Source organism: Hydrogenophaga sp., from assembly GCF_018780075.1.
GTDB lineage: Bacteria > Pseudomonadota > Gammaproteobacteria > Burkholderiales > Burkholderiaceae_C > Hydrogenophaga.
On sequence record NZ_JADMKB010000179.1, the window covers coordinates 1 to 4,622 of the forward strand.

The window sequence follows — 4,622 nt, forward strand, 5'->3', positions numbered from 1 at the left end:
CCGCTGTTCGTGCTGCACGACGGCCCGCCCTACGCCAACGGCAAGCTGCACATCGGCCATGCGCTGAACAAGGTCCTCAAGGACATGATCGTCAAGAGCCGCCAGCTGGCCGGCTTCGACGCGCAGTACATCCCCGGCTGGGACTGCCATGGCCTGCCGATCGAGAACGCGATCGAGAAACTGCACGGCCGCAACCTCGGCCGCGACGAGATGCAGGCCAAAAGCCGCGCCTTCGCCACCGGGCAGATCGACCAGCAGCGCGAGGACTTCCGCCGCCTGGGCGTGCTGGGCGACTGGGAGCGCCCCTACCGCACCATGGACCCGGCCAACGAGGCCGGCGAGGTCCGCGCCTTCAAGCGCGTGATCGAACGCGGTTTCGTCTACCGCGGCTTGAAGCCGGTGTACTGGTGCTTCGACTGCGGCTCATCGCTGGCCGAGTTCGAGATCGAATACGCCGACAAGAAGAGCGAAACACTGGACGTGGCCTTCGAGACCGACGACGCCTCGAAGCTGGCCACCGCCTTCGGCCTGAGCGCGCTGCCTGCGGGCAAGACCGCGTTCGCCGTCATCTGGACCACCACCGCCTGGACCATCCCCGCCAACCAGGCGCTCAACGCCCACCCCGAGCTCACCTACGCGCTGGTGGACACGCCCATGGGCTGCCTGGTGCTGGCCGAGACCTTGGTGGACAAGTGTCTGGAGCGCTTCGGCCTGCAAGGCAACGTGCTCGCCACGACGAAGGGCGACCAGCTCGGTGGCCTGAACTTCCGCCACCCGCTGTACGACGTGGACGCCGGCTACCGCCGCCTCTCGCCGGTCTACATCGCCGACTACGTGAGCGACAGCGACGGCACCGGCATCGTGCACTCGGCGCCCGCCTACGGCGTGGACGACTTCAACTCCTGCGTGGCCAACGGCCTGGCCTACGACGACATCCTGAACCCGGTGCAGGGCAACGGCGCCTACGCGCCCGACTTCCCGCTGTTCGGCGGTCTGCACATCTGGAAGGCCGTGCCGGTCATCCTGGAAGCGCTGAAGAACGCCGGGCGCCTGATGGCCACGGTCAAGATCACCCACAGCTACCCGCACTGCTGGCGCCACAAGACGCCCGTGATCTACCGGGCCGCCGCGCAGTGGTTCGTGCGCATGGACGAGGGTGAGGGCGTGTTCACCCAGGACAAGGCACCCAAGACGCTGCGCCAGCTCGCGCTCGACGCCATCGACCACACCAGTTTCTACCCCGAGAACGGCAAGACCCGCCTGCGCGACATGATCGCCAACCGGCCCGACTGGTGCATCTCGCGCCAGCGCAGCTGGGGCGTGCCCGTGCCCTTCTTCCTGCACAAGGATTCAGGCGAACTGCACCCGCGCACGATGGACATCCTCGACCAGGCGGCCGACATCGTCGAACAAGGCGGCATCGAAGCCTGGAGCCGCGTGACGGCCGAAGAGATCCTGGGCGCCGACGCACCGCAGTACACCAAGAGCACCGACATCCTGGAGGTGTGGTTCGACTCCGGCTCTACCTTCTGGCACGTGCTGCGCGGCAGCCACGCAAAGGCCTACCCGAACGGTGCCAGTCACGCACAAGGCCCCGAGGCCGACCTCTACCTGGAAGGCCACGACCAGCACCGCGGCTGGTTCCACAGCTCGCTGCTGCTGGGCTGCGCGCTCTATGACCGCGCACCCTACAAAGGCCTGCTGACCCACGGCTTCGCCACCGACGGCCAGGGCCGCAAGATGAGCAAGAGCCTGGGCAACACGGTGGAGCCGCAGTCGGTGACGAGCAAGCTCGGCGCCGAGATCGTGCGCCTGTGGGTGGCCAGCACCGACTACTCGGGCGACCTCAACATCGACGACAAGATCCTCGCCCGCGTGGTCGATGCCTACCGCCGCATCCGCAACACCCTGCGCTTCCTGATGGCCAACACGGTGGACTTCGACCCCGCCACCGACGCCGTGCCGCTGGAGCAGATGCTGGAGATCGACCGCTACGCGCTGGCGCGTGCCAGCGAGTTGCAGGCACAAATCCTGGCGCACTTCGACGTCTACGAGTTCCATCCGGTGGTGAGCAAGCTGCAGGTGTACTGCTCGGAAGACCTGGGCGCGTTCTACCTCGACGTGCTCAAGGACCGGCTGTACACGACCGCGCCGAAAAGCCTGGCACGCCGCTCGGCCCAGACCGCGTTGCACCAGATCACCAGCGCCATGCTGCGCTGGATGGCGCCGTTCCTGAGCTTCACCGCCGAAGAGGCGTGGGCGCACTTCGCGGGCGACAAGAACCAGGGTTCGATCTTCTTCGAGACTTTCTCGCCCCTGCCGTCGGCCAACGAAGCCCTGCTCGCCAAGTGGGGCCGCATCCGCGCCATCCGCGACGCGGCCAACAAGGCCATCGAAGACGTTCGCACCGCCGGCCAGGTGGGGGCTTCGCTCCAGGCCACGCTGGTGATCACCGCCGGCGCCGACGACGCGGCGCTGCTGCGCTCGCTGGGCGCCGACCTGAAGTTCGTCACCATCACCTCGGCCGTGGCCGTGGTGGACGGCGCCGAACTGGCCGTGAGCGTGACGCCCAGCACCGCCGCCAAGTGCGATCGCTGCTGGCACTACGCCGACGACATCGGGCAACACGCCGAACACCCCACGCTGTGCGGCCGTTGCGTGAGCAACCTGGCCGAAGCGGCGGGCACGGGCGCGGGTGAAACCCGCAAGGTGGCCTGATGGCGAAGACCAAAGGCTCCCTCTGGCCCTGGCTCGGCCTGGCCGCCGCCATCCTGCTGCTGGACCAGTTCACCAAGACGCTGATCCTCGGCAACTACCGGCTTGGCGACAGCACCTATGTCACCAGCTTCTTCAACGTGGTCCGGGTGCACAACACCGGCGCCGCCTTCTCCTTCCTCGCCTCGGCGGGCGGCTGGCAGCGCTGGTTCTTCACCGGCATCGGTGTCGCGGCGGCGGTGTTCATCGTCTGGATGCTGCGTTCCCACCCCGGACAGAAGCTGTTTGCCTTCGCGCTCGCCTGCATCCTGGGCGGCGCCATCGGCAACGTGGTGGACCGCGTGTTGCACGGCTACGTGGTGGACATGCTGGACTTCCACTGGTCCTTCCTGTCCGGCGTGTTCCCGGGCGGCCACTTCCCGGCGTTCAATGTGGCCGACACGGGCATCACCATCGGCGCGATCGCCCTGATCCTGGACGAGATCCTGCGCGTTCGAAAGAGCCGTTGAAAGGCCCCCACACTCCGCCGCTGCGCGGGTCGTTGCCCCCCAAGGGGGCTGATCCGGCTTGGGGCGGCCCGGCGCCGGATCGTTGCCCCCACCCCCGCACCGAGGAAGGGCCAGGTGCTCCCCTCGCAGCGGCGTATAGTTTTCCCCAGACATGACACATCTGCTGAATCTGCTGGCGGCCATCGCGCTGCTGGTCTGGGGAACCCACCTGGTGCGCACCGGCATCCTGCGGGTCTTCGGCAGCAAGCTGCGCCAGGTGCTCGCCGCCAGCATGGGCAACCGCTTCACCGCCGCGCTGTCGGGCCTGGGCGTCACGGCGCTGGTGCAGTCGAGCACCGCCACCGCGCTCATCACCGCGTCTTTCGTGGGCCGTGGCCTGATCGCCCTGCCCGCCGCGCTGGCCGTGATGCTGGGCGCCGACATCGGCACCAGCGTGATGGCGGTGGTGTTCTCCTTCGACCTCTCCTGGCTCTCGCCCCTGTGCATCTTCATCGGCGTCACGCTCTTCATCCTGCGCCAGGGGTCCCAGACGGGCGACGTGGGGCGCGTGCTGATCGGCCTGGGTCTGATGCTGCTGGCGCTGCAGCTGGTGAGCCAGTCCACCGCCGTGCTCACGCGCAACCCGGCGGTGCAGCTGATGCTGGCCTCGCTCACCAGCGACCGCATGCTGGAAATCCTGGTGGGCGCCACGCTCGCGGTGCTGGCCTACTCCAGTCTCGCTGTCGTGCTGCTCACCGCCACGCTGGCGCTGCAGGTGGTGGGGGTGGACGTGGCGCTCGGCCTGGTGCTGGGTGCCAACCTGGGCAGCGGCCTGCTCGCCGTGCTCACCACCGCACGCACCAACCGGGCCACGCGCCAGGTGCCGCTGGGCAACCTGCTGTTCAAGCTGATGGGCGTGGCCATCGCGCCGTGGCTGATTCCGTTCTGGCTTCAGCTCGTGCAGCCCCACGTGCCCGACCCGGCGGCCTTGACCGTGCTGTTCCACCTGAGCTTCAACCTCATGGTGGGGCTGTTCTTCATCGGCCTCACGCGCCCGGTCGCCGGGTGGGTCGAGAAGCTGCTGCCGCTGAAGGGCGCCGGCACCGCGCTCAACCGCCCCAACCACCTCGACCCGTCTGCCCTGGCCACGCCGTCGCTGGCGATCTCGTGCGCGGCCCGTGAGGCGCTGCACCAGGCCGATGTGGTCGAGACCATGCTGCGCGGCGTGATGACGGTCATCAAGACCAACGACCTGCAGCTCGCGCAGGACCTGCGCAAGATGGACGACACGGTGGACGGCCTGTACTCGGCCATCAAGTACTACCTGACCAAGATTTCGCGCCAGCAGCTCAACGAGGTGGAGGGCCGGCGCTGGACCGACATCATCAGCTTCACCATCAACATGGAGCAGATCGGCGA

At 67.9% G+C, this 4,622-nt stretch carries 3 protein-coding genes; all 3 read left to right on the forward strand.

Annotation, left to right across the window (positions count from 1 at the left end):
- Positions 1 to 2,718, forward strand: a 2,718-nt coding sequence (gene ileS, locus IV088_RS25490; RefSeq protein ID WP_291107718.1) for an isoleucine--tRNA ligase, incomplete at its 5' end; no start/stop codon positions are given.
- Positions 2,718 to 3,224 (forward strand): signal peptidase II, encoded by a 507-nt coding sequence (gene lspA / locus IV088_RS25495; protein WP_291107721.1) that lies wholly within the window; start codon positions 2,718 to 2,720, stop codon positions 3,222 to 3,224. The genes ileS and lspA, both read left to right, overlap by 1 nt.
- A 151-nt stretch (positions 3,225 to 3,375) precedes the next feature.
- Positions 3,376 to 4,622: Na/Pi cotransporter family protein (locus tag IV088_RS25500; protein ID WP_291107723.1), on the forward strand; the 1,247-nt coding region annotated here is incomplete at its 3' end.